Below are 2,429 nucleotides of genomic sequence, written 5' to 3' on the forward strand. Positions count from 1 at the left end.
CGACGGACCCGGGTCACCGCGCCCCCCACCCCGGGCGGCCCCAGTGCCGCGTCCACAGCGCCCTCCTCGCCGCCCGGCCGTTCGGTAGGCCCGACGGCCGACACGACCGACCCACCGGGGCAGGACGCGCCTCCCGTGCAGCCCGGCATGTGGATGGCGGCGTTCCAGAGCGGTATCTCCGGCGAGAGCACGGCAGCTCCCTCTGCCGGACAGACCCACGAAGAGCCTTCGGAAAAGAGTGAGCAGCCATGATTCAGCACCGGCCCAACCTGGACTGGATGCTCAAGGACCTCGCCGAGAGCGTTCCGCAGACCCGCCACGTCGTCGTGTTGTCCGCCGACGGCCTGCGGATGGGCGCGCACGGCACCGACACCGACACCGCCGACCGGCTCGCCGCCGCCTGCGCCGGTCTGCAGAGCCTCGCCGGCGCGGTCGCCGCGGAACTCCCGCACAGCGACGGGCAGATGCGCATGGTCGTCATCGAACTGGACGGCGGCTTCTTCTACCTGATGGCCGCCGGCGCCGGCGCCTACCTCGCGGTACTCACCGACGAGGGCGTGGACGCGGGTCTGATAGGAGCACGGATGCGGGACCTCGTCGCCCGCATCGGCCAACACCTGACCAGCCCTCCACGCCATGACGGACCGGCCGCATGAGGGGTGGCGACGAGGAATGGGACGAGGGTACGCCGGAACGGCTTTACGTGATCACCGGGGGACGTAGCGCCCCCACCGAGAACAACTCACTGGACCTGGTCACGCTCATCGTGGCCGCGTCCGGCCCCACACCGGGCATGCAGCCCGAACACGCCGCCATCTTGCGGATGTGCCACTCCCCGCTCTCCGTGGCCGAGATCTCCGCCTATCTCCACCTGCCGGTGAGCGTGGTCACGGTCCTGATCGACGACCTGCTCTCCACCGGCCGCGTGCTCGCCCGAGCCCCGGTCGCTGCGGCACAACTCCCCGACCCCGCACTGATTGAGGCAGTCATCCATGGACTTCAAAGGCTCTGAGCCGGTCGTCGGCCCACGGAGCGAGGACGCGCTGCCGGAGACGGCCACCGCCGCCGTCAAGGTCGTGGTCGTCGGCGGCTTCGGCGTCGGCAAGACGACACTCGTCGGCTCGGTCAGCGAGATCCGCCCGCTGACCACCGAGGAGACGATGACCCAGGCAGGCGTCGGCGTGGACGACACCGTCGGCGTCGAGCGCAAGTCGGCCACCACGGTGGCCATGGACTTCGGCCGCATCAGCCTCAACGACGAACTCGTCCTCTACCTCTTCGGCACACCAGGCCAGCAGCGCTTCTGGTTCCTGTGGAACGGACTCTTCGACGGCGCGCTCGGCGCGGTCGTGCTCGTCGACACCCGCCGCCTCGAGGTGAGCTTCGACGTCATCGGCCGCCTGGAGGAACGCGGCGTGCCGTTCCTCGTCGCGATCAACTCCTTCCCCGACGCGCCGCGGCACCCGATCGAGGAGCTGCGCACCGCCCTCGACCTGCCGGCGAGCGTGCCGATCGTCCAGTGCGACGCGCGCGACCGCGCCTCCAGCCGGGACGCGCTGATCGCGTTGATGCGCTACCTGCACTCCCTCGCGGCGAGCCGCGAGGTCTCCTGAGCCAGGCGACGGTGGCCGCCTCGGCCGCGGGGCAGCTCAGTCGCGGCGGACTCCCAGCTCACCGCAGCCGAGCCGCCGCGACTGCGCCTCCGCATACGGCGCCAGATACCGCCACGGCAACCATCCCTCCTCCCAACGCTCCTCCTGCGTGAGCACAAAGGCGACCATGCCTCGTCGTGAACCGCAGCGACGGCCGGTCCCAGCGCTCCCCCTTCGTCGTGCGGAAGCGGAGAGCTGAGCTTGAAGGGGCGCTCCGGCGCGCATCCGATCCCACGCATCACGGTGTTCGCCACATCCACGGCCATATGAGCGAGCCCCCCGGGCGTCCGGGCACGGACTCTTCGGCTCCGCTCCCGGGTTCTTCTCCCTGACGGCCGTCACGCCGAGCGTGACGAACATCGGTGCTCCCCGGCGTCACACCGACGTGGCAGGGCGAGCACGGCGCCTTCCTGTCCCAGCAGGCCGGGCAGACCGTCGGGCAATCTTGTCAGCGAGGGGTCGTTCAGATGGCGGGCGATCCACTCTCTGCGGGCGCCCGCACGGGATGACGGCGGTCCGTAGTCGGCACGCACGCGCTCACGAACCTTTCGGACGATCGGCTGCCGGTTCGGGGCCGTTCGACCGAACGCTTGACGAACGTGTCATGACCGAGGATCTCCGGCGCGGAGTCCTCCCTCCAGGCGCCCCAGCAGTACGTCGCGGGCGCCGGTGACGCCCGTGGCGTACAGCAGGCCACCGGTTGCCGTCAGGGGCGCCGGCAAGCAGCAGCAACCCCCACTTCCTGCGGCCGATGGCCACTTCCGCTCCCCCCTGAGC

General features: G+C 70.7%; 4 protein-coding genes. 3 read left to right on the forward strand and 1 reads right to left on the reverse strand.

The genetic code is table 11. The features are described from left to right. On the reverse strand, nt 1–191 hold a 191-nt coding region (locus tag FNX44_RS29295), incomplete at its 3' end, for a hypothetical protein (protein ID WP_228450260.1). 57 nt (nt 192–248) lie between these two features. Here FNX44_RS29295 and FNX44_RS26165 point away from each other — a divergent pair. Genes FNX44_RS26165 through FNX44_RS26175 form a run of 3 tightly spaced genes read left to right on the forward strand, consistent with a single transcriptional unit; the run spans nt 249 to nt 1,613 of the window. Next, nucleotides 249–656, forward strand: a complete 408-nt coding sequence (locus FNX44_RS26165; protein ID WP_143651455.1) for a roadblock/LC7 domain-containing protein — start codon at nt 249–251, stop codon at nt 654–656. Next, on the forward strand, nt 653–1,012 hold the full coding sequence (locus FNX44_RS26170; protein ID WP_143651456.1) for a DUF742 domain-containing protein: 360 nt from the start codon (nt 653–655) through the stop codon (nt 1,010–1,012). Before FNX44_RS26165 ends, FNX44_RS26170 begins: the two co-directional genes overlap by 4 nt. Then, nucleotides 993–1,613: a GTP-binding protein gene (locus FNX44_RS26175; protein WP_143651457.1), complete on the forward strand. Its 621-nt coding sequence runs from the start codon at nt 993–995 to the stop codon at nt 1,611–1,613. The genes FNX44_RS26170 and FNX44_RS26175 overlap by 20 nt, the downstream gene beginning before the upstream one ends. Nucleotides 1,614–2,429: the final 816 nt, after the last annotated feature.

Origin of the sequence: Streptomyces alkaliterrae (assembly GCF_007097205.2) — a bacterium.
Lineage (GTDB): Bacteria > Actinomycetota > Actinomycetes > Streptomycetales > Streptomycetaceae > Streptomyces > Streptomyces alkaliterrae.

What these genes read in the sequence shown, in the direction of transcription:
- FNX44_RS26175 (WP_143651457.1), top strand. Translation starts at nt 993, where the DNA reads ATGGACTTCAAAGGCTCTGAGCCGGTCGTCGGCCCACGGAGCGAGGAC.
- FNX44_RS26165 (WP_143651455.1), top strand. Translation starts at nt 249, where the DNA reads ATGATTCAGCACCGGCCCAACCTGGACTGGATGCTCAAGGACCTCGCC.
- FNX44_RS26170 (WP_143651456.1), top strand. Translation starts at nt 653, where the DNA reads ATGAGGGGTGGCGACGAGGAATGGGACGAGGGTACGCCGGAACGGCTT.